Genomic DNA, 20,576 nt, shown 5'->3' with positions numbered 1-20,576 from the left:
TGTCGCGGCGGTGCCGCCCGGGGCGGCCTCGCGTGGGGGTGCTCGCCAGGAAAGGTTATTGGTCGCGGCGTCCCCCGCGGAAGCGGGCGGTCACCGGTGGGGAGACGCTCCGGGACGGCGAGCCGGCCGTACGTCCGGACGCCGGCACGTGACGATGGCCGGCCGCGCCCTCCCCGGCTGCGACCGGCCACCGTGACCGGGTGGATCAGTACGAGTAGCCGGAGTCGCCGGCGTCCGAGGCGCCCTCGCTGTCCGACGGCGGGGCGACCGGGGTCGGAGTGCCCTCGGGCAGGCAGCTCAGGTTCTTCTTGCCGTCCGGGGCGACCACGAACCAGGTGCCGCCGACCCCCTGGCCCTTCCACTGGCCCGGCTTCTTGTCGCCGATGTACCGGTACAGCGGCCAGCCGCCGAGCGTGAGCTGCCGGGTGCCGTCCTGCCGGGTGATGGTCCCGACCTTCTCCTCGGCGACGCCGTTGAGCTGCGGGTCACCGTCGGTCAGCACCGGCGGCCACACCTCGGCGCACTTGTCCACGCAGTTCGACGAGGGCGGATCGGCGGTGTCCTTGTCGAAGCGGTAGAGGACCCACCCCTCCTCGTCGGTGACGACCTTGCCCATCTTGGGCACCTTCTTGCCGATGAGGTTCTCGGTCAGCTCCACGTCGGCCGGCGGGGCGTCGGCGGCGGGGGCCTCCGCCGAGGCCTCGGGCTCGGTCGACGCGCTGGGATCGGCCGCGGCCACGGCGACCGGTTGGGCCGCGGCCGGGTCTGCCGGTTCGTAGCCCGCGGGTGCGCAGCCCGTCAGGGCGACCATCGCGCTCACGACGACGACTGTCCGCTTCTTGTGTGCCACGTGCCCTCCTCGTTTCTCGCCAGTTCGCCCATGAGTACGGGGGGTGGGCTGTCAAGGGTTGAAGCAGCAACCGTGGTCAATGTCATAGGAACGTGTTGAACCGGATCGGCCGTCATTTCGTGTGCCTACGTGCCGACGAGTTTCCGCAGCCCACGACGTGTCGGCGCCGGTCGGGAACGACCGGCGCCGACGAGGGAACGGAGTGCTAGGGCGCTACCGTGACGAGCGGCGTCGCCACGCCCTTCGAATCCACCGACTGCACCTGGATCTGCCTGATCTGGCCCCGTTCGGCGGCGGTCGACGCGGTGAGTTCGAGCCCCTCCGTCCGGCCGTTCGTACCGTATCCCGAGGCGGGCACCGACCAGGTGGAGACGACCTCGGTGGTGGCGTTGTCGCGCACCACCACGAGCCGGCAGACGCGGGGGCCGGGCAGCCGGGTCAGCCTGAAGTTGATCTGTGTTCCGTAGTCCCGGTCGACGAGGAACATCGTGGTCTCGACGCCGGTGCTGGGGTCGGTGGCGTCGACCTGGTCGCCCTCCTCCTCGTTCGGCCCGCCGATGCCGGGACCGCTCTGCGACGGGCCGGGGGCCGGTGGGTCGCCGAGCGGTGCGGTCAGGGTGGGTTCGGCGACGACGTCGGGCGGGCCGGCGTCGCTGATGACGCTGTTGAACCCGATCGCCGTCAGGCCGCCGAGCACCACCACCGCCGCCGCGGTGGCGAGCAGCTGCCGGAACCGGTTGCGCCGCCGTTCGGCGCGGACCGCGCTGAGCGTGCGGTCGAGCAGCCGGGGGTCGGTCGCCGTCTGCTCCAGGGCGGTCATCGTCTCGCCGTCGATGCCGGAGAGCAGCCCGACCACCGGCACCATCGTCTCCAGCTCCGCGGCGCACGCCCAGCAGGTGGCGAGGTGCTCCTCGAACCGCGCCGTGTCCTGCTCGTCCAGCACGCCGAGCGCGTACGCGGCGACGTCCATGTGGTCCGTCCGGCTCATCCTGTCACCCCCCGTTCCTGCAGAGCCGTGCGCAGCGCGCGCAGCGCGTAGTAGACCCGCGACTTGGCGGTGCCCAGCGGCAGCCCCAACTCCTCGGCCGCCTCGGGCACGGTCCGCCCCCGGAAGTACGTCGCGACGAGGATTTCGCGGTGCGACTGGCTCAGCGTACGCAGCGCGTCCGCCACGGTCATCGTGCGTAGCACCTGGTCGGTGCTGTCCGATTCGGCGAACGCCGTCAGGTCCCGGTCGTACGTCTCCGCCGGGCGGGCCTGTTCGCTGCGGTGCTCGTCGATGGCGATCCGCCGGGCGACCGTCACCAGCCAGGGCCGCAGGGACGGCTGCCCCTGCGTCCCCAGCCGGTGCGCGTTGCGCCAGGCCCGCAGCAGGGTTTCCTGCACGATGTCCTCGGCGCGCTGCCGGTCCCCGCCGGTGAGCCGCATGACGAACGCGAGCAACGGGCCGGCGTGCTCGGCGTAGAGCAGCCGGATCAGCTGGTCGGAGTGGCTGGCCTCGCTGGACGCCGCCTGGTGGCGTCCGGGCGCCGGGCGCGGCGTCACCGGGTCATTCTGGCGGGGCGTCGCACGGGAGTCGACCCCCCGCCGGGTCGGCCGCGACTGGGACCGCGCGGACATCCAGTCCGGCCGGACCGCGTCGCCGTGCCAACCGGCCGCCACCGCGTGCATGCAGACCTCCGGGTTGTCCACCGACCAGGAACGGCCCGCGGGGCGGGCCGCCCGGTGGTACGGAACCGCGACGCGAGCGGATCAACGAGGGGCGAGGATTTTTTCGACCGACCGTCCGGTCTGGAGTGCGCGCGGCGGAGCCGCTGGTGCGGGTGGGGTCGTCGCGCCCGCCCCGTGTCGGCGGCGCCGGGCGACCGAGTCGGCCGAGCCCGGCTGGACGCCGGTCAGCGGCCCGTGGAGAACAGGCCGGGTGGCGGCGGGGTGGACGGGGTGGCGTCGGCGTCGTGGACGACGCCCGAGCCGCCGGCGAACCGGTCCAGGTCGGCGCCCGCCACGACCCGCCCCGGGAACCAGTCCCCGGCCGCCCGCCGGGTCAGCTCCGGCACCGGCGGCTCGGTCCGCCCGGCCAGCAGCACCAGGTTGCCGTAGCGGCGACCGCGCAGGACGGCGGCGTCGCCCACCAGAGCCGCGTGCGGGAGCACCGAGCGGACCGTGGCGACCTGCCGGCGGGCGTGCCGCAGCGGCGGGCCGTCGGCGAGGTTCGCGAGGTACCAGCCGGCGGGGGTGAGCACCCGGGCCACCTCGGCGGCGAACTCGACCGACGTCAGGTGCGCCGGCGTGCGGGCACCGGCGAAGACGTCGGCCACGATCACGTCGTAGCTCGCCTCGCGGCTGCCGGCCAGCACCTCCCGCGCGTCGGCGACCCGCACCCGCAGTCGGGGGTCGGCCGGCCAGGGCAGCATCCGGCGGACCAGGTCCACCAGGGCCCCGTCGATCTCCACCACCCGCTGGGTCGAGCCGGGCCGTGTCGTGGAGACGTACCGGGGGAGGGTGAGCGCTCCGCCGCCGAGGTGCAGCACCCGCAACGGGGCCGCGGCGGGGGCCACGAGGTCGATCGCGGTGGCGAGCCGCCGGACGTACTCGAACTCCAGGTGGGTCGGGTCGTCCAGGTCGACGTGCGACTGCGGCGCGCCGTCCAGCAGCAGCGTCCACGACCCGGCCCGGTCGCGGTCGGGAACGAGCTCCGCCTGCCCGGTCTCCACCTGCTCGACCACCCGGTCGTCCGCCCGCCTGCGTCCCACCCGCCCAGTATCCCGGCCGCACCGCCCCGCCGCCCGGGCCGGTCCCGTCGCACCCGTGCGGCACCCGGGGACGGGCCGCTACCCGCGGCGGGCCACGCCGGTGCGCGCGGCGGCGGTGAGCGCCCGGTGCAGCAGCCGGGCGTCGCCGAGCAGCGCCCGCAGCCGGCGCTCCAGCCCGGCGATCGGGATCAGGTTCTGCGGCGCCCGCGGGTCCTTGTAGGGGGTGGAGGCGAACTTCGGCAGCGTGACCAGGGACAGGTCGGCCAGCTCGACGGCCTCCTCGACGACGAGCTCGGCGGAGCACTCCACCCGCACGATGCCCGCCCACGGCGCGCCGGCCGCCACCGGCAGACGCAGATACCAGGACCAGCCGCCCCACGCGGTGCCGATCCGGAACACCGGGGAGCGCTGGCCCGGCCGCAGGCCGGTCACCACCGCGGTCAGCCGGGCGTCCAGGTACTGGCTGTGCTGGGTCTTGATGTAGCCCACCGTGCGCGGCAGCTGCCGGCGGCTGCGCAGCGGACCGTCCACCACCAGGAGGTCCCCGTCGGTGCGGGCCGCGTCGCTCACCGCCACCTCGAGCGCGGTCAGCGGCCCCTGCACGGCGGCCGGCAGCTTGGTCAGCTCGCCGGCGCCCCCGACCCGGTGCACCGGGTAGCGGATCGAGCCCGCCACCACGTCCTGCGCCGATGGGCTGGCCGTGAAGAGGCCCCGGCCCACCCGGGTGCCGGCGAGCTGCGCCGCGCCCCGCTCCAGGTCGCAGCGGACCACACCGGCGGCGTACGAGGCGGCGAGGCCGGGAAAGGAGCCGCCGTCCGCCTCGGCCGTCCAGATGCTGGCGTCGATGCGGCGCACCCCGTCGACGAGCAGCACCACGTCCGGCGCGCGCACCCCGGGCCGGACGTCGATGGCCCGCCAGTCCACCGCGGGCAGCTCGGCGTCCGTCTCGACCTGCGCGCTGCTCGGCGCCGCCGGGCCGGACGGGGCGGCCTCGAACGACGCCCCGTACGACGGGTCCCACGCGTCGACGTAGAACCGCCCGCCGGGCGCCGTCACCGGCCGGTCCGTTCCACCCGGGCGGAGCGGGCGTCCTTGCGGACCTCGAACCGGACCGGGATCCGCTCGGCCAGCGCCGGCACGTGGGTGACCACGCCGACCATGCGGTCGCCGCGGGCGGCCAGGTTCTCCAGGGTGGCGGCGACCGTGTCGAGGGTGGCCGCGTCCAGCGTGCCGAAGCCCTCGTCCAGCACGATCGACTCCAGGCTGGCGGCGGTCGTGGACATCCCGGCGAGCTGCTGGGAGAGGGCGAGCGCCAGCGCCAGCGACGCCTGGAACGTCTCACCGCCGGAGAGGGTGCGTACGCCCCGGCGCAGCCCGGCGTCGTAGTGGTCGACGACGAAGAACTCGCCCTTGTCGTGGATCAGGTCGTACTGGCCGCCGGAGAGCTCCCTCAGGATCCGCGACGCCCCGTCGACCAGCAGGTCCAGCGCCTCGGCGAGCAGCCAGCGCTCGAAGTTGTTGGCGCGCAGGTGCCCGGCCAGCGCGCGGGCCACCTGGGCCTGGCGCTCGTGCCCGGCCCGCTGCTCGCGCAGGTCGGCGGCCTGCTCGCGGCGCTCCACGAGCCGACGCCGCTCGGCCTCGGCGCGTTCCACGGCCACCGCGGCGGCCCGCACCGGGTCGTCCGCGGGGTCCAAGCCGGCGTCCGTGAACAGCGCGCCGATACGCTGCTCGGCCTCGCCCGCGGCGGCCTTCGCGGCCCCGACCGAGGCGACCAGCCCGTCGCGGTCGGCCCGCCGCCGGTCGGCCTGCTCGCCGGCCCACCCGGCCAGTGCCGTCCAGGCGCCGCCGAGGTCGTCCCGGTCCGCCGACGGCGGGCCGAACCGGCCCAACCCGTCGCGGACCCGGTCGAACTCGCGCCACGCCTGGCGCAGCCGCTCCTGCGCGCCGTCCAGCGCCGCCCGTGCCCGGCGGGCCGCGTCCCGGCCGGCCCGGACGCCGCCCGCCGCCTCCTCCAGCGCCCGCCGCAGCCGGGCGTGCTCGTCGAGGGCGGCCCGTAGCGCCTCCGGCGCGGCCGCGTCGGCGAGCTGGTCGTCCAGCTCGGCCAGGCGGGACCGGAGCTGGTCCTGCTCGGCGCGGGCCCGCACCAGCAACCGGTCCAGCTCCCGCACGGCGGTGTCGCGCTCCTGCACCACCCGCTTCGCGGTCTCGCTCGCGGCGCGGGCCGCCTTCCCCGCCGCGACCGCGCGGGCCACCGCCGAGCCGGCCGGCATCGCCGGTATCCGGGAGACCGGCTGCTCACACACCGGGCAGGGCGCTCCGTCGACCAGGTGCGCCCGCAGGGCCGCCGCCTGGTCGGTGGCCTTCGCCTCCTCGTGGGCCCGGAACGCCGCCTCCAGCTCCGCCTCGGCCCGCTCGGCCGCGGCACGGGCCTCGGCGAGCGCACCGGCGGCCCGGTCGTGCTCCTCCCGCGCCGCGTCGACCGCCGCCCGGACCGCGTCCACCTCGCCGGTGAGCCGGTCCCGGTCGGCGTGGGCCTTCAACTGCAGGCGCAGCGCGCTCTCGTCGCCGGCCGCGGCCAGCTCACCCCGGAGCTTCTCCTCGCGCTCCTCGGCCAACGCCACCGCCGCGCCCGCGTCCTCGACGGCCGCCCGCGCCGCCACCACCGCCCGGGCCAGCTCGTCGGTGCCGTCCGGCGGCCGGACGCCCGCCAGCACCCGCAGCTCGGCGTCGAGCGCCTCCAGCGCCGCCGTCGCCTCCCGCGCCGTCGCCCGCGCCGCCTCCAGCTCGGGTACGGCCGCGGCCACCGCCGCCGCCAGCTCCCGCATCCGCGCCACCTCGGTGGTGGCGCGCTCGAGCGTGTCGTCGTCGACGTCGTCGAGGCCGGCGAGCAGCTGGTCCACCGCCTCCAGCTTCGCCTCCGCCTGCGCGGCCCGGGCCGTCGCGCGCTTCTGCACCTCCTCGTAGACCCCGAGGCCGAGCAGGTTGACCAGGATCTGCTGCCGGGTGGCCGGCTTGGCGTGCAGGAAGTCGGCGAACTGGCCCTGCGGCAGCACCACGCAGCTGGTGAACTGCTCGTACGGCAGCCCGACCGCCTCCAGCACCGCCTCGTCCATCTCGGCGGGGGTGCCGGCCACCACCTCGCCGAGGTCCTCCGGGCTCAGGCCCGTGTCCAGCTTCGTCACGTCGAACCCCGCCGGCATCAGCTGGAGCCCGGCGTTGGCGGTCTTGACGTTTCCCCGGCTGTCCCGCCGCACCACACGGGTGGCGACGTAGCGCGCCCCGGCGGACTCGAACACCAACCGCACCCGGGCCTCGGTCGCGGAGGGGGCGAGCGCGTTGCCCAGGCCCCGGGCGCCGCCCCACCGGGGCACGGTGCCGTAGAGGGCGAAGCAGATGGCGTCCAGCACCGTCGACTTGCCCGAGCCGGTCGGCCCCACCAGCGCGAAGAAGTCCGCGTCGGTGAAGTCGACGGTCGTCTCGTCGCGGAAGACGGTGAATCCCGCCATGTCCAGCCGGATCGGCCGCATCAGTGATCGACCTCCTCGAGAAGCTCGTCGAAGAGTTCCCGTACGCCGTCGTCGGCGTGCCCGCGGCTCGACAGGTAGTCGGCGAACAGCTCGCGGGGTGAGCGGCCCGAGCGCTGCGCGACCCGGGTGCCGCTGCCCGGCGCCGGCACCAGCTCCGGGTCGATCCGGATCTCCAGCGCCCGGGGCAGCAGCTCCTGCACCTCCTCGCGCAGGCCGGCGCGGGGCTGCTCCCGCACGTACACCCGCAGCCAGGCGTCCGGCGGGGACAGCTCCGCGAGCTGGGCGAGCGTGCCCCGGACGGTGCGCAGCGAGGCGGCCGCGGTCACCGGCACCTCGCGGACCCGGGCGGCGGTGTCGGCGGTGACCTCCACGATGCTGACCGAGGGGATGTTCTCCTCCTCGCCGAAGTCGACGGCCAGCGGGCTGCCGCAGTAGCGGACGGGGCACGGGCCGTCGACGCGCTGGGCGCGGTGCAGGTGGCCCAGCGCGACGTAGTGGGCGGTGGCCGGGAACACCGTCGCGGGCACCGCGTAACCGAGCACCGTGTGCGCGTCCCGCTCGCCGCCGCCGGTGGCCGCGCCGGTGACGGTCAGGTGCGCGGTGACCAGGTGCACCCGGCCCGGCTCGGAGAAGCTCTCGGTGAGTCGCCCGAGGACCCGGCGCAGGTGGTCGGCGTACGTCTGGTTGGCCTCGGCGGCGGTCAGCTCGTACATCTCCACGGCGCGCACCGCGTAGCGCTGGGACAGGAACGGCAACGCGGCGACGCGCCACCGCTCGCCGCCGGCCGTGGTGCCGTCGATCACGTGCTCGTCGGGGTTCTCCCGGACGCTGCCGCGCAGCGTGACGCCGGCGGCCTCCGCCCACGGGCGCAGTGCGTCCAGCGCGGCGCCGTTGTCGTGGTTGCCGCCGATGGCGACCACGTCCGCGCCGGTGCGCCGCAGCGCGGTCAGCGCCCGGGTCACGAGGCGGGTGGCCTCCGGTGTCGGCGCGGCGGTGTCGTAGAGGTCACCGGCGACGATCACCAGGTCGGGCCGCTCCTCGCGGGCGATGTCGATCACGCCGGCGAGCACCGCCTTGTGCTCCTCGGCCCGGGACCGCCCCTTGAGGACCTTGCCGACGTGCCAGTCCGAGGTGTGCAGGATCTTCACGTTACCCGCCTTCCGTTCGCGACTGCGGGGCTCGCAAGCTCGCTCCTCGCGCTCACCGTGCCCGCCTTTGCGTTCGCGACTGCGGGGCTCGCAAGCTCGCTCCTCGCGCTCACCGTGCCCGCCCTCCCTTCGCGCCCACCTAGAACGGGATGTCGTCGTCGGTGCCGCCGGCCGAGCCCACCACCGCGAACGGGTCCGCCGTCTGCGTGATCGAGCGGAGGGTCTGTGACGGCGGCCGACCCGCCTCGCTGACCCGCGTCGCCCACGCCGGGAACGGGAACTCCAGGCAGAGCGGCACCGGAATGTCGGGCTGGTTGACGAACATGGTGCCCGGCTTCGCCAGCAGGGCGCGCTGCCGCTGGGCCGGGGGCAGGAAGCCGTACTCGGGGCGGGACGCCTCGGCGGGGTCGAGGCGGCCCACCACCCGGATCGCCGAGTTGGTGACGATGCGCCGCTCCACCTCGCTCGCCGTCTGCTGCGCACCGACGAGGATCACGCCGAGCGAGCGGCCCCGCTCGGCGATGTCGAGCAGCACCTCCTTGATGGGCGACGACCCCTCCCGCGGGGCGTACTTGTTCAGCTCGTCGAGCACCACGAACAGCAGCGGCCTGGCCGTCCCGGCCTTCTCCTTGCGCTCGAACTCGCTCTTGAGCGTCACACCGACGACGAACCGCTGGGCGCGGTCGGGCAGGTTGTGCAGGTCGACGACGGTGACCTGGGCGCTCTCCGCCGTGTTGATGCTGTGCGGCCGGCGGGTCGCGAGGTCACCCCGGATGAGCCGGCCCAGGTCCTTCTTGCTGCCGATGAGGCGGCGGGCGAAGGCGTTGACCGTGCCGAGGCCGACCGCGCTGCCGGCCCACTCGCCGCGGGCCTCGTCGTCGTTGAGCTGCTCGACGATGTGGTCGACCAGGTCGGCGTAGGTGCCGAGCCGGACCCCGTCGATGCTCACCCCACCGTCGGCGGGCTGGGCGTAGCGGGCCAGGTGGGCGGTCACCGAGTGGACCACCATCGTGTACTGCTGGCGTTCGTCGTCGGCGTCGGCGAAGACGTACGGCAGGAGGCGGTCGGCGCAGAACTCGCTGAGCGTCCAGTAGAAGCTGTCGACGCCGGTGAGCCGGCTGCTCACGTCGGGCGTGCCGGAGGAGTCGCCGACCCGGGGCGGGGCGTGGACGCGCACGTCGGGGAAGGCGCCGGCGTCGAGGCCGAGGCGGGCGTAGCCGGCGCGGGTGTCGTCGTCGAGCCGGGCGTTGGGGTGGTCGAGGAAGAGCAGGTCCTCGCCCTTGACGTTGAAGATGAGCGCCTTCGCATTGACCGCGTCGCCGCCGAGCACGCCCGAGCGGAAGACCGAGTAGAGCAGGAAGGTGGCGAAGCTGGTCTTGGTGGCGACGCCCGAGATGCCGGAGATGGAGACGTGTGCCCCGCGGGTGCCGTCCAGAAAGTCGGCGTTGAGGTAGACCGGCACGCCGTCGCGACCCATCCCCATCGGGATCCGCCGCTCCATCCGGTCGAAGTGCAGCGCGCGGGCCCGCGCGTCACCCTCGGCCCGGTGCACCACGGCGCCCGGCGTCGGCGGCACGTAGAACTCCGGGTCGACCCGGGTGGTCGTCACCTCGGCGGCCTCCTGCACCTGGGCGGGCAGCGTGCCGTCGGCGATGGCGAAGACGTCCGAGTCGAACTGGGCGCCCTCGTGGCGGGCGCGCACCTGGGTGACCACCCCGGCGATCGTCACCGGCTCGCGGTCGGGCAGCTCGCGCCGGGTCACCACCACGTCGTCGAGCTGAAGGTAGCTGCCGGGGGAGACGGCCGTCCAGAACTGCAGCGGGGTGGCGTCGGCCGTGCCGAGGACCCGCCCGACCCCCTCGACCGGGCCGTCGAAACCGTCATCGGTCATCGGGCAACTCCGGTCTGTCGGTCATCGTGGTCGGCGCACACGTCGTGCATCCTGCCCGAGGAGTACGACAGGTCGCCACGCGACGCGGCGGACGCCACGCCGTTCGCGACACGCCCGCGCCCGAGCGTCACGCGCTGGGCACCCTACGTGCCGGAGGGGCCGGGCGGCCTCCCCGGCTCCCGGTGCGCGCCTCAGTCGCGCGCGTACCGCAGGAGCAGCGTCCCGTCCGCGGCGGCGAGGGCGTGCCGGAGCGGGAGCCGCCGCGGTGCGCTGGGCTCGCCCGCGGTGATCCGACCCGCCCCCGCCCCGGCCAGCAGCGGAGCGACCGTGAGACACAGCTCGTCGACCAGGTCGGCCGCGGTGAGCGTGCCGAACAGCTGTGGACCGCCCTCGCAGAGCAGCTGGTCGAGGCCCCGCCGGCGCAGCTCGGCGAGGCCCGCCGCCGGGTCCACCCGGCCGACGCCGCAGCGCACCAGCTCGGCCACGTCGGCCAGCCCGGGCGGGGGTACGGCGTCGGTGTGGGTGAGCACCAGCGGGCGCACCGGCGCGTCGGCGAACGCGGCCTGCGCCGGGTCGAGGGCGAGCGAGTGGGAGACCACCACCAGGGTCGGGTACTCGGGCAGGCCCCGCTCCCGCCGCCAGGCCCGGCGCCGCTCGTCGAGCCGCAGCGCGCGGTAGCCCTCCTGGCGCAGCGTGCCCGCGGCGACCACCAGCGCGTCGCAGAGCATCCGCAGCAGGCCGAAGACCCGCTTGTCCGGCTCCCCCGAGAGCCCGGCGGAGTAGCCGTCCACGGTCACCGCGCCGTCGAGACTCGACACGAAGTTCACCCGCAGGTGTGGTCGGTCGACCCGGCCGTAGAGGGCGGTCAGCGCGGAGTCGTCGAGGGGCTCCGAGGCGGGCGCGGGCCAGATTCGTTGGATCGGAACTCCGACGGTCATTCGCTGGCCGGACCGGTGACCGGAGGGGTGGGTCGGGGGGTACGGTGCTGGCAGTCGCACCACTTCCGCCCCGGACAGTCGTCGTGCCGTCTCTCGCGGCACGCTCGGCAGATCATGCTCGCAGCCTATGCCGACGAGGAGGGGACAGCATGCCGCGCCAGATCTTCCAGCTGAGGATTTCCCTGACCGGGGTGCGCCCGCCGGTCTGGCGCCGGGTGCTCGTGCCGGCCGGTTACACGCTCGACCGGCTGCACCGGGTGGTCCAGCACGCGATGGGTTGGCGGGACTGCCACCTGCACTCGTTCGACATCGACGGCCTCCAGTACGGCGAGCCCGACCCCGACGGCGAGCTGGCGCTGCACGACGAGCTGGACGTGCGGTTGGACGCGGTGCTCGGCAAGGGCAGCCGGTTCCAGTACACCTACGACTTCGGCGACTGGTGGGAGCACGACCTCGTGGTCGAGGACGCGGTGACCGCCGATCCGGACGAGCGCTACCCGGCCTGCCTGGACGGGGAGCGGGCGTGCCCGCCGGAGGGGGTCGGCGGGGTCGCCGGCTACCAGGTGCTGCTCGCCGCGCTGGCCGACCCGCGTCATCCGGAGCACTGGTCCATGCGGGAGTGGGCGGGGGTCGCCTTCGACCCGGAGGCGTTCGACGCCGGCCGCGCCGGCACCCTGCTGCGCCGCTTCTGCTGACCCGCTGAGCCTCCCCGGCCCCGACGGGGCCCGTGTGGCACGCACTCGACCGCACGCCCGACGCGACGGGTGCCGGTAACAAAATGGGAACGCTCCCAGCGCTCTATTGACACTCCCGACACGCGCCCGCAATCTCATGGGAGCGCTCCCGATGCGTGGGCGTCAGCACTGCCCGGTACGCGACTCGGGGGCGGGCAGCCACCGCATGAAGCGTCCAGTGACCGGAGCGCCCGCATCGTCCGGCACACCGGAACCACCACATGAATCACCCACCTGAGAGGGGTCAGGGATGAGCGTCATCAGGCGCCGGCTCCGCACTGTCGCGGTCGCCGCGATCGCCGTGGGCGTGGCCCTCGGCAGCACGGCGTGCAGCAAGAGCAACGACGACGAGGCAGGCGGTGAGAACGGGCAGGTCAAGCTCGTCCTCCAGACCTTCTCCAACTTCGGTTACGACCAGGCCATCAAGGACTTCGAGGCGGCCAACCCGAACATCAAGGTCGAGCACCAGAAGATGGGTGAGCTGCGGGACTTCCAGCCGAAGCTGGTGCAGTGGCTCGCGGCGGGCAGCGGTGCCGGTGACGTGGTCGGCCTGGAAGAGGGTGTGCTGCTGCAGTACGTGCAGAACCCCGACAAGTTCGCCAACCTGCTCGACCTGGGCGCCGGCGAGTTGAAGGCCAACTTCCCGGAGTGGAAGTGGAACAACGCCATGACCCCGGACGGCACGAAGCTCATCGGCCTCGGCACCGACGTCGGTGGCCTGGCCATGTGCTACCGGAAGGACCTGTTCCAGCAGGCGGGTCTGCCCACCGACCGCGAGGCGGTCTCCCAGAAGATCAGCACCTGGGAGGACTACATCGCGCTGGGCCGGCAGTTCAAGGCCAGTGGCAAGACCAAGGCGGCGTGGCTGGACAGCGCGACCAGCCTCATGCAGCCGTACGTCATGCAGAACTCCGAGGTCTTCTTCTTCGACAAGGAGAACAGGTTCATCGGCGACACCAACCCGGTCATCCGCAAGGCGTGGGACATGGGCCTGCAGATGGCCGCCGACGGCCTGACCGCCAAGGCGCAGCGCTGGAGCGCCGACTGGGACGCCGCGTTCAAGAACAACGCGTTCGCCACCATCCCCTGCCCGGCCTGGATGACCGAGGGGATCATCGCCCAGCGTTCCGGCCCGGCCAACTCCGGTAAGTGGGACATCGCCAAGATCCCGGGCGGCGGCGGCAACTGGGGCGGCTCCTACCTCGCCGTCCCGGCCCAGACCAAGCACCCGAAGGAGGCGTACCTGCTGGCCAAGTACCTGACCGGCAAGGAGGGCCACCTGGCGGCGTTCAACGAGGCCGGCGCGATGCCCTCCAGCATCCCCGCCATCGAGGACCCGGCCTTCAAGGACAAGACGAGCGAGTACTTCAGCGGCGCCCCGATCGGCCAGATCTTCGGCGACAGCGTCAAGACCATGAAGCCCGTCTTCCTCGGGGCGAAGCACCAGCAGGTCTGGGAGACCATCGTCGAGCCGCAGATGCAGGCGGCCGAGCGCGGCCAGACCAGCTCGGACGCCGCGTGGACCAAGGCGATGAACGAGGCCAAGAAGGCCGTCGGCTGAGCTGCGGCTGACCCGCCCGGCTCACGGCACGCCGTGCCGTGAGCCGGGCGGCGGCGCTCGGTCCCGGCAGGGTGTGGGCGTCGCCGCGAGGCCGCCGCCCCCGTTTCCCCGGAAGGACCTGCCATGAGCTCCACTGTCGGCGCGGCACCGCCACGGCGGACCGCCACGCCAGTCCGCCACCGACCAGAGCCCCGCCGCTCCTCGTACCGGCTCGGCCGCTGGGACCTCAAGTACTCGCCGTACCTCTACGTCGCGCCGTTCTTCGTCCTCTTCGGGATCTTCGGCCTCTTCCCGCTGCTCTACACGGTCTACGTCTCGCTCTTCGACTACGAGCTGCTCAGCGGCACCCGCGAGTACGCGGGGCTGGAGAACTACCGCGTCCTGCTGGGGGACGCGCAGTTCTGGAACGCCGCCTACAACACGGTGGGCATCTTCGTGCTGAGCACGGTGCCGCAGCTCATCGTGGCGCTCCTGCTCGCCAACCTGATGAACCGGCAGATGCGCGGCCGCACCCTGCTCCGGATGGGCATCGTCGTGCCGAACATCACCTCGGTCGCGGCGGTCGGCATCATCTTCGCGCTGATCTTCGCCGACCGGTACGGCCTGGTGAACTGGCTGCTCGGCACCGTCGGCGTGGATCCCATCGCCTGGCGGGACAACCGCTACGCCTCCTGGCTGGCCATCGCCTTCATGGTCGACTGGCGGTGGACCGGCTACAACGCCCTGATCTACCTCGGTGCCATGCAGGCCATCCCGAAGGACCTCTACGAGTCGGCCTCGCTGGACGGCGCGTCGGCGTGGCGGCAGTTCTGGCAGATCACCGTGCCGCTGATCCGCCCGACCATCGTCTTCACGGTCATCATCTCCACCATCGGTGGTTTCCAGATCTTCACGGAACCACTGATGTACGGCCACGGGATGATCCGGGGCGGCGCCGAGCACGAGTTCCAGACCTTGGCCATGTACATCTACGAGCAGACCTTCACCGGCAACGCCGAGTACGGCTACGGCGCGGCGATGTCCTGGCTGCTCTTCCTGATGATCATCATCTTCGCGTTGATCAATTTCGCGCTGGTCCGGCGCTCGGTGAAGGGGGAGCAGAAGTGACGACCACCCCGGCCCTCCCGCGCTCCGTCGCGCCGCCACCGCAGACCCGGCCGCGCCGTCGGCGGGGCCGCGCACCCGGTGCCCGGCTCTGGCAGGCCAGCCCGCTCACGTACTTCGCGTTGATCATCGGCTGCGTGCTGTCGATCTTCCCGATCGTCTGGTCGTTCATCATCGCCTCGCGCGACAACAGCGCCGTCTACGAGATGCCGCCCACCCCGGGCGGAATGCTCTTCGACAACATCGAGCGGATGCTCGCCAACGAGGACGCGGCGTTCCTCTACGGGCTGGTCAACTCGGCCGTGGTGTCGAGCATCGTCACCATCTCGGTGATCTTCTTCTCCAGCCTCGCCGGCTTCGCCTTCGCCAAGCTCAAGTTCCGTGGGCGCAACGGCCTGCTCCTGGTGATCGTCCTGACCATGATGGTGCCGACCCAGCTCGGGATCATCCCGCTCTACCTGATGATGGTCGAGCTGGAGTGGACCGGCACCCTCCAGGCCGTCATCGTGCCGTTCCTGGTCCAGGGCTTCGGGGTGTTCATGATGCGCCAGTACGCGATGTCCGCCGTGAGCGACGAGCTGATCGAGGCGGCCCGCCTGGACGGCTGTTCGACCTGGCGGATCTACTGGAACGTGGTGCTGCCCGCACTGCGTCCGGCCGCGGCGATCCTCGGGCTGCTGACCTTCATGCAGACCTGGAACGAGTTCCTCTGGCCGTTCGTCGTGCTGACCCCCGACACCCCGACGGTGCAGTACTCCCTCAAGATCCTCTCGTCCGGTCTCTACCAGACCGACTACACCGCCCTCTTCGCCGGCACGGCGCTCGCCACCCTGCCGTTGCTGATCGTGTTCGTCGTCTTCGGCCGCCAGATCATCGGCGGCATCATGGAAGGTGCCGTCAAGTCGTGAGCAATCCCGCACGTCCGCCCGCCGTCGGCGTCCTCGAGCAGGGTCCGGGGCTGACCTTCCCGCCCGGCTTCCTCTGGGGAGCGGCGACCGCGGCGTACCAGATCGAGGGCGCGGCCGTCGAGGGCGGCCGCACCCCGTCGATCTGGGACACCTTCAGCCACACCGAGGGCCGCGTGCTGCACGGCCACACCGGCGACGTGGCCTGCGACCACTACCACCGGCTCGGCGAGGACGTCGCGCTGATGGCCGAGATGGGGCTGAAGTCGTACCGCTTCTCCGTCTCCTGGCCCCGCGTGCAGCCCGGCGGCACGGGCCCGGCCAACCCGGAGGGCCTGGACTTCTACCGCCGCCTCGTCGACGAGCTGTTGGCCCATGGCATCGAGCCCTGGCTCACCCTCTACCACTGGGACCTGCCGCAGCCGCTGGAGGACGCGGGCGGCTGGCCGGCCCGGGACACCGCCGGGCGGTTCGCCGACTACGCGACGCTGGTGGCCGACGCGCTCGGTGACCGGGTGAGGTACTGGACGACGCTCAACGAGCCCTGGTGCTCGGCCTTCCTCGGGTACGGCTCCGGGGCGCACGCGCCCGGCCGCTCCGACGGCGCCGACGCCGTCCGGGCCGGGCACCACCTGATGCTCGGCCACGGGCTCGCCGTGCAGGCGCTGCGCGCCGCCCGCCCGCAGGCCCGCCTCGGCGTGACCGTCAACCTCTACCCGGTCACGCCGGCCACCGACTCGGCCGGTGACCGCGACGCCGCCCGGCGCATCGACGGGCTGGCCAACCGGTTCTTCCTCGACCCGCTCCTGCGCGGGCGCTACCCGGCCGACGTGGTGGCCGACCTGCGCGAGGTGACCGACTTCGGTCACGTCCGCGACGGCGACCTCGCGACCATCTCCAGCCCACTGGACCTGGTGGGGATCAACTACTACAGCCGGCACGTGGTGGCCGCTCCGGTGGAGGGCGTCGAACCCGAACGGTACTGGCGGGCGCCGACCTGCTGGCCGGGCAGCGAGGACGTCCGGTTCGTGACCCGGGGCGTCCCGGTCACCGACATGAACTGGGAGATCGACGCGCCGGGCCTGGTCGAGACGCTGCGCCGGGTGCACGAGGAGTACACGGACCTGCCGCTCTACGTCACCGAGAACGGCTCGGCCTTCGTCGACGAGGTGGTGGACGGCCGGGTCGACGACGCCGACCGGCTGGCGTACTTCGACGCCCACCTGCGTGCTGCGCACGAGGCGATCAGCGCCGGCGTGCCGCTGGCCGGCTACTTCGCCTGGTCGTTGATGGATAATTTCGAGTGGGCCTGGGGTTACACGAAGCGATTCGGCATGATCTACGTCGACTACGAGAGCCAGGCCCGGATCCCGAAGTCCAGCGCCAGGTGGTACGCCGAGGTGATCCGACGCAACGGTCTGGCCGCACAATAGGCTCGGCCCAGCCATCCGGGCGGTCCGGCGCCACCGCGTCACGGTGGGTGCCGGGCCGCCCGACGTCGGAGGAGCAGACGATGACGACGCAGCGCACCCGATCGCTCGGACGCCCGACCCTGGACGCGGTGGCCGCTCGCGCGGGGGTCGGGCGGGGGACCGTCTCGCGCGTGGTCAACGGCTCCCCGCAGGTGAGCCCGGAGGCGCGGGCCGCCGTGCAGCAGGCCATCGCCGAGCTGGGGTACGTGCCCAACCGCGCCGCCCGGGCGCTGGTCACCCAGCGCACCGACTCCGTCGCGCTCGTCGTCTCCGAGTCCGGCGACCGTGTCTTCACCGAGCCGTTCTTCGCCGGGATCGTCCGCGGCGTCAGCTCCGCCCTGCTGGAGACGCCGATGCAGCTCTGGCTGGCCATGGCGCAGTCGCCGGTGGAGCGGGAGCGCGTCGAGCACCACCTCACCAACCAGCACGTCGACGGCGTCCTGCTGCTCTCCCTGCACGACGCCGACCCGCTCCCCACCCTCCTGGAGGAGCGCGGCCTGCCGACCGTGCTCGGTGGGCGTCCGGCGCGGATGCTCCAACCCGGGGCGCAGCCGGCCTGGTTCGTGGACGTGGACAACGTGGGCGGCGCCCGACACGCGGTGGAGTACCTCGCCGGCCGGGGGCGGCGACGCATCGCCACGATCGCCGGCCCGCAGGACATGGGCGCCGGCCTGGCCCGCCTGACCGGCTACACCGAGGCGGTCACCGCCGCCGTCGGCGAGGTCGACCCGGACCTCATCGCGTACGGCGACTTCAGCGAGGAGAGTGGCGCGGCGTGCATGCGCCGGCTGCTGGAGGTCAGCCCCGACCTCGACGCGGTTTTCGTCGCCTCCGACCTGATGGCCTTCGGCGCGCTGCGGACGCTGCGCGAGGCGGGCCGGCGCGTGCCGGAGGACGTGGCCGTGGTCGGCTTCGACGACGCGCCGATCGCCCGGCAGGCGGACCCGCCGCTGACCACCGTCTTCCAGCCGGTGGAGGAGATGGGGCGGCAGATGGCCCGGCTGCTGGTGGCCCGCATCCGCGGCGAGGACATTCCCGCCCCGACCATCCTGCTGGACACCCAGCTGATCGAGCGCACCAGCGCCTGACCCCGCCCCCGTTCGCGCTCGCGGCCCGCGTCCGGGCGCGGTGGCGGATGCCGCGGCGCCGCGGGCGCGCGATCGCGGGAGAGGGGCCGCTCAGGCCGGGGTCGGGTCGGCCCAGCGGCGCAGTTCGCGGCGGGCCAGGGAGGCGCGGTGCACCTCGTCGGGGCCGTCGGCGAGGCGCAGCGTGCGGGACTGCGCCCACAGGGCCGCGAGCGGGGTGTCCTGGCTGACGCCCGCGCCGCCGTACGCCTGGATGGCCTTGTCGATCACCCACTCCGCCATCGCCGGCGTGGCGATCTTGATCGCCTGGATCTCGGTGTGCGCGCCCTTGTTGCCCACGGTGTCCATCAACCAGGCGGTCTTGAGCACCAGCAGCCGGGCCTGCTCGATACGGACACGCGACTCGGCGATCCACTCCCGCACCACGCCCTGCTCGGCGAGGGGTCGCCCGAAGGCGATCCGCTCGCTGGCCCGCCGGCAGAGCAGCTCCAGCGCCCGCTCCGCCATGCCGACGAGGCGCATGCAGTGGTGGATCCGCCCCGGGCCGAGCCGGGCCTGGGCGATGGCGAACCCACCGCCCTCCGCGCCGACCAGGTTCTCCACCGGCACGCGTACGTCGGTGAAGTCGATCTCGGCGTGCCCGCCGTGCGCCGCGTCGCTGTAGCCGAAGACCGTCATGCCCCGCCGCACCGTGACCCCCGGGGTGTCCCGCGGCACGAGCACCATGCTCTGCTGCCGGTGCCGGTCGGCGGCCGGGTCGGTCTTGCCCATCACGATGAAGATCTCGCAGCGCGGGTCCATGGCGCCGGACGACCACCACTTACGTCCGTTGATCACGTAGTGGTCGCCGTCTCGGGTGATCCGGGTGGCGATGTTGGTGGCGTCGGACGAGGCCACGTCCGGCTCGGTCATGCAGAACGCCGACCGGATCTCGCCCTCCAGCAGCGGACGCAGCCAGCGCTCCCGCTGCCGCTCCGAGCCGAACTCCGCCAGCAGCTCCATGTTGCCGGTGTCCGGGGCGGCGCAGTTGAGCGCCTCCGGGGCGAGGTGCGGGCTGCGCCCGGTCAGCTCGGCCAGCGGCGCGTACTGGAGGTTGGTCAGCCCGGCACCGTAGCGCCGGTCGGGCAGGAAGAGGTTCCACAGGCCGCGCTTGCGCGCCTCCGCCTTCAGCTCCGCCATCACCGGGGGGCGCGCCCACGGGTCCCCGGCGGCGGCCACCTGCGCGGCGTGCAGCGGCTCGGCCGGGTAGACGTGGTCGGTGAGGAACGCGGTCAGCTCGGCGCGCAGCTGCTCGGTGCGGGCGTCGTACGCGAAGTCCATCAGCGCTCCCCGGCGGCGGTCAGCCCGTACGCGATCAGCGGCGCCACCATGTCGCCGATCCGGTCGAATCCCTCGCCGAGCGTCTGCCCGAGCGTGTGGCGGTAGTGGATCCCCTCGCAGATCACCGCGAGCTTGAAGCAGCCCAGCGCGACGTGCCAGTGCAGCGGGCCCACGTCGACGCCGCTGCGCGCCGCGTACCGCTCGATCAGCTCGGCCCCGGCGGGGAAGCCGGCCCGGGGGCCGAGCCCGTCGGCGACGGGGTTGCCCTCGGCGGCGTCGCTGCCGCCCAGCACGTCCCAGTACGTGAGCAGCAGGCCCAGATCCGCGAGCGGGTCACCCAGGGTGGCCATCTCCCAGTCCAGCACCGCGCGCACCGCCACCGGGTCGACGGTGGCGAGGAGATTGTCCAGCCGGTAGTCGCCGTGCACGATCCGGCCGGCGTTGGCCTGACCCGGCACGGTCGCGGCCAGCCGGTCGCGCAGCTCGTCCACGCCGGGCAGCGGCCGGCTGCGGGACCGGTCCAGCTGCCCCGCCCAGCGCCGCACCTGCCGCTCCAGGTAACCGTCCGGCCGGCCGAAGTCGGCCAGACCCACCGCGGCGGGCTCGACCCGGTGCAACGCGGCGAGGGTGTCCATCATCGCCATCGCGAGGTCGTGGCGCGGTCGCGGGCCGAGCGGGTCGGTCTGCGCCCGGGTCCGGAAGACCTCGCCGGCCACCCGCTCCATCAGGTAGAACGGCGCGCCGATCACCTCCGGGTCGGCACAGTGGAGCACCGCGCCCGGGACCGGCACCTCGGTCGGCGCCAGCGCGGAGATCACCCGGAACTCCCGGGCCATGTCGTGGGCGGTGGCCAGCACGTGCCCGAGCGGCGGCCGGCGCAGCACCAGCTCCCGGTCGCCGGCGTCCAGCAGGTAGGTGAGGTTGGACTTCCCGCCGGCGATCAGCCGCGCGCGCAGCGGCCCGGTGGCGAGGTCGGGCCGGTGCCGGGCCAGGTAGCTGGCGAGCCGGTCGAGGTCGACGCCGGCGGGGGCTCCGGTGTCGCCGGGCGGCTCGGTGTTGCCGGCCGGCTCGGCGGGGGAGGCGGGGGCGAGGCCCGCGGAGGGGCCCGGCACGGCTCCCGGCCGGATCGCATCGACGGCCGGATCGGTCATCCGATTAGTTGAGGGCAGGTCGGTGATGTTGTCAAGGTCGTCGGATTTTGCGCCCGGGACATGCCTCTGCAACAGGGACGAAATGGGCATCGATCAGGCTGGGGACCAGCCTGCCGGCCGCCACCGCCGGCCCGCCG

General features: G+C 73.6%; 17 protein-coding genes. 6 read left to right on the top strand and 11 right to left on the bottom strand.

The features are described 5' to 3' along the window. Nucleotides 1-205: 205 nt before the first annotated feature. From SM573_RS01330 to SM573_RS01290, 9 genes are all read right to left on the bottom strand, one after another. The gene (locus SM573_RS01330) at nucleotides 206-811 is read right to left on the bottom strand and encodes a hypothetical protein (RefSeq protein WP_474612477.1); all 606 of its coding nucleotides are present in this window, start codon (nucleotides 809-811) and stop codon (nucleotides 206-208) included. Nucleotides 812-1,055: 244 nt separating this feature from the next. After that, a complete protein-coding gene (locus tag SM573_RS01325; protein ID WP_474612303.1) occupies nucleotides 1,056-1,838 on the bottom strand; it encodes an anti-sigma factor family protein in 783 nt (260 codons plus the stop codon). Then, nucleotides 1,835-2,521 (bottom strand): sigma-70 family RNA polymerase sigma factor, encoded by a 687-nt coding sequence (locus SM573_RS01320; protein WP_474612302.1) that lies wholly within the window; start codon nucleotides 2,519-2,521, stop codon nucleotides 1,835-1,837. Before SM573_RS01320 ends, SM573_RS01325 begins: the two co-directional genes overlap by 4 nt. Before the next feature lie 224 nt (nucleotides 2,522-2,745). Then, nucleotides 2,746-3,603: a spermidine synthase gene (locus tag SM573_RS01315; protein ID WP_474615237.1), complete on the bottom strand. Its 858-nt coding sequence runs from the start codon at nucleotides 3,601-3,603 to the stop codon at nucleotides 2,746-2,748. Nucleotides 3,604-3,681: 78 nt separating this feature from the next. Then, nucleotides 3,682-4,659, bottom strand: a complete 978-nt coding sequence (locus SM573_RS01310; protein WP_474612300.1) for a hypothetical protein — start codon at nucleotides 4,657-4,659, stop codon at nucleotides 3,682-3,684. Continuing rightward, the gene (locus SM573_RS01305) at nucleotides 4,656-7,130 is read right to left on the bottom strand and encodes an AAA family ATPase (RefSeq protein ID WP_474615236.1); all 2,475 of its coding nucleotides are present in this window, start codon (nucleotides 7,128-7,130) and stop codon (nucleotides 4,656-4,658) included. Before SM573_RS01305 ends, SM573_RS01310 begins: the two co-directional genes overlap by 4 nt. After that, nucleotides 7,130-8,278: an exonuclease SbcCD subunit D gene (locus SM573_RS01300; protein WP_474612298.1), complete on the bottom strand. Its 1,149-nt coding sequence runs from the start codon at nucleotides 8,276-8,278 to the stop codon at nucleotides 7,130-7,132. The genes SM573_RS01305 and SM573_RS01300 overlap by 1 nt, the downstream gene beginning before the upstream one ends. Nucleotides 8,279-8,417: 139 nt before the next feature. Continuing rightward, complete coding sequence (locus SM573_RS01295) at nucleotides 8,418-10,169, bottom strand: ATP-binding protein (RefSeq protein ID WP_474615235.1); 1,752 nt, start codon at nucleotides 10,167-10,169, stop codon at nucleotides 8,418-8,420. Nucleotides 10,170-10,360: 191 nt separating this feature from the next. After that, on the bottom strand, nucleotides 10,361-11,107 hold the full coding sequence (locus tag SM573_RS01290) for a pyrimidine reductase family protein (RefSeq protein WP_474615234.1): 747 nt from the start codon (nucleotides 11,105-11,107) through the stop codon (nucleotides 10,361-10,363). A gap of 149 nt (nucleotides 11,108-11,256) precedes the next feature. Here SM573_RS01290 and SM573_RS01285 point away from each other — a divergent pair, with 149 nt between their 5' ends. From SM573_RS01285 to SM573_RS01260, 6 genes are all read left to right on the top strand, one after another. Continuing rightward, nucleotides 11,257-11,802, top strand: coding sequence for a plasmid pRiA4b ORF-3 family protein (locus SM573_RS01285; RefSeq protein WP_474612295.1), 546 nt, complete (start codon nucleotides 11,257-11,259; stop codon nucleotides 11,800-11,802). Nucleotides 11,803-12,091: 289 nt separating this feature from the next. After that, nucleotides 12,092-13,402: an extracellular solute-binding protein gene (locus tag SM573_RS01280; RefSeq protein ID WP_474612294.1), complete on the top strand. Its 1,311-nt coding sequence runs from the start codon at nucleotides 12,092-12,094 to the stop codon at nucleotides 13,400-13,402. Between the two features lie 123 nt (nucleotides 13,403-13,525). Beyond that, nucleotides 13,526-14,509, top strand: a complete 984-nt coding sequence (locus tag SM573_RS01275; protein WP_474612293.1) for a carbohydrate ABC transporter permease — start codon at nucleotides 13,526-13,528, stop codon at nucleotides 14,507-14,509. Between the two features lie 119 nt (nucleotides 14,510-14,628). After that, on the top strand, nucleotides 14,629-15,414 hold the full coding sequence (locus tag SM573_RS01270; protein ID WP_474612476.1) for a carbohydrate ABC transporter permease: 786 nt from the start codon (nucleotides 14,629-14,631) through the stop codon (nucleotides 15,412-15,414). Continuing rightward, a complete protein-coding gene (locus SM573_RS01265) occupies nucleotides 15,411-16,844 on the top strand; it encodes a GH1 family beta-glucosidase (protein ID WP_474612292.1) in 1,434 nt (477 codons plus the stop codon). Before SM573_RS01270 ends, SM573_RS01265 begins: the two co-directional genes overlap by 4 nt. Nucleotides 16,845-16,924: 80 nt before the next feature. After that, nucleotides 16,925-17,971 (top strand): LacI family DNA-binding transcriptional regulator, encoded by a 1,047-nt coding sequence (locus tag SM573_RS01260; RefSeq protein WP_474612291.1) that lies wholly within the window; start codon nucleotides 16,925-16,927, stop codon nucleotides 17,969-17,971. A 90-nt stretch (nucleotides 17,972-18,061) separates the two neighbouring features. On the opposite strand, the gene SM573_RS01255 is transcribed toward SM573_RS01260, so the two are convergent. Together SM573_RS01255 and SM573_RS01250 are read right to left on the bottom strand one after the other, a co-directional pair. Beyond that, on the bottom strand, nucleotides 18,062-19,288 hold the full coding sequence (locus tag SM573_RS01255; protein WP_474612290.1) for an acyl-CoA dehydrogenase family protein: 1,227 nt from the start codon (nucleotides 19,286-19,288) through the stop codon (nucleotides 18,062-18,064). After that, nucleotides 19,288-20,439 (bottom strand): phosphotransferase family protein, encoded by a 1,152-nt coding sequence (locus SM573_RS01250; RefSeq protein WP_474615233.1) that lies wholly within the window; start codon nucleotides 20,437-20,439, stop codon nucleotides 19,288-19,290. Before SM573_RS01250 ends, SM573_RS01255 begins: the two co-directional genes overlap by 1 nt. Nucleotides 20,440-20,576: the final 137 nt, after the last annotated feature.

This window comes from Micromonospora xinjiangensis (genome assembly GCF_056150165.1).
Note: the sequence above shows the minus strand (reverse complement) of the source record. Positions and strands in the feature narration are given on the sequence as shown.

Coding starts and splice junctions, on each gene's coding strand:
- SM573_RS01320 (WP_474612302.1), bottom strand. CDS start 2,521: ATGCACGCGGTGGCGGCCGGTTGGCACGGCGACGCGGTCCGGCCGGAC.
- SM573_RS01290 (WP_474615234.1), bottom strand. CDS start 11,107: ATGACCGTCGGAGTTCCGATCCAACGAATCTGGCCCGCGCCCGCCTCG.
- SM573_RS01255 (WP_474612290.1), bottom strand. CDS start 19,288: ATGGACTTCGCGTACGACGCCCGCACCGAGCAGCTGCGCGCCGAGCTG.
- SM573_RS01280 (WP_474612294.1), top strand. CDS start 12,092: ATGAGCGTCATCAGGCGCCGGCTCCGCACTGTCGCGGTCGCCGCGATC.
- SM573_RS01275 (WP_474612293.1), top strand. CDS start 13,526: ATGAGCTCCACTGTCGGCGCGGCACCGCCACGGCGGACCGCCACGCCA.
- SM573_RS01325 (WP_474612303.1), bottom strand. CDS start 1,838: ATGAGCCGGACGGACCACATGGACGTCGCCGCGTACGCGCTCGGCGTG.
- SM573_RS01250 (WP_474615233.1), bottom strand. CDS start 20,439: ATGACCGATCCGGCCGTCGATGCGATCCGGCCGGGAGCCGTGCCGGGC.
- SM573_RS01330 (WP_474612477.1), bottom strand. CDS start 811: ATGGTCGCCCTGACGGGCTGCGCACCCGCGGGCTACGAACCGGCAGAC.
- SM573_RS01305 (WP_474615236.1), bottom strand. CDS start 7,130: ATGCGGCCGATCCGGCTGGACATGGCGGGATTCACCGTCTTCCGCGAC.
- SM573_RS01260 (WP_474612291.1), top strand. CDS start 16,925: ATGACGACGCAGCGCACCCGATCGCTCGGACGCCCGACCCTGGACGCG.
- SM573_RS01295 (WP_474615235.1), bottom strand. CDS start 10,169: ATGACCGATGACGGTTTCGACGGCCCGGTCGAGGGGGTCGGGCGGGTC.
- SM573_RS01285 (WP_474612295.1), top strand. CDS start 11,257: ATGCCGCGCCAGATCTTCCAGCTGAGGATTTCCCTGACCGGGGTGCGC.